Raw genomic sequence first — 458 nt, 5'->3', positions numbered from 1 at the left:
ATATTGCCTCTCCTGGATACCGCAGTGCTCGGCGCGGTCAGCCGGTTCATCAGGCGAAGGCCCACCGGGAACCTGGCGACCTCGGACTCTCGGGTGCAGAGGATCTCTTTGACCAACTTCAGTTTGGGGTGCCAGCGTTCGGGATACCGGGGATCGTCGAAGCCGGGGAATCTGGTGACAGCCTTGATGGATTCGGCACCGGCAAAACGCTTCTGGGCCCAGACGGCGAACTTGCTGTAGCCGTTGAACGCGATTTCCCCGCTGGGGAAGTGTTCGATGATGCGGCATACCATGGTCCTCATTTCGTCTTCGGAGAGAAACGCGATCAGCCCGTCGGCGACAATCACGGCAGGCCGGTCGGTGGGCACGGTGTCCAGCCAAGTCGGCTCGATCAGGTCAGCGCCGATGGGGTGCGGGTTGGCGTCGTGGGGCAACAATTGCGGCCGTGTCCCAACGAC

General features: G+C 62.2%; 1 pseudogene. It reads right to left on the bottom strand.

The features are described 5' to 3' along the window. A pseudogene (locus RNB18_RS51840) lies at positions 1 to 434 on the bottom strand (hypothetical protein); the annotation flags it as partial. Between the last annotated feature and the right edge of the window lie 24 nt (positions 435 to 458).

Origin of the sequence: Streptomyces doebereineriae, assembly GCF_031845645.1 — a bacterium.
In the GTDB taxonomy this organism is placed as follows: Bacteria; Actinomycetota; Actinomycetes; order Streptomycetales; family Streptomycetaceae; genus Streptomyces; species Streptomyces canus.
Note: the sequence above shows the minus strand (reverse complement) of the source record. Positions and strands in the feature narration are given on the sequence as shown.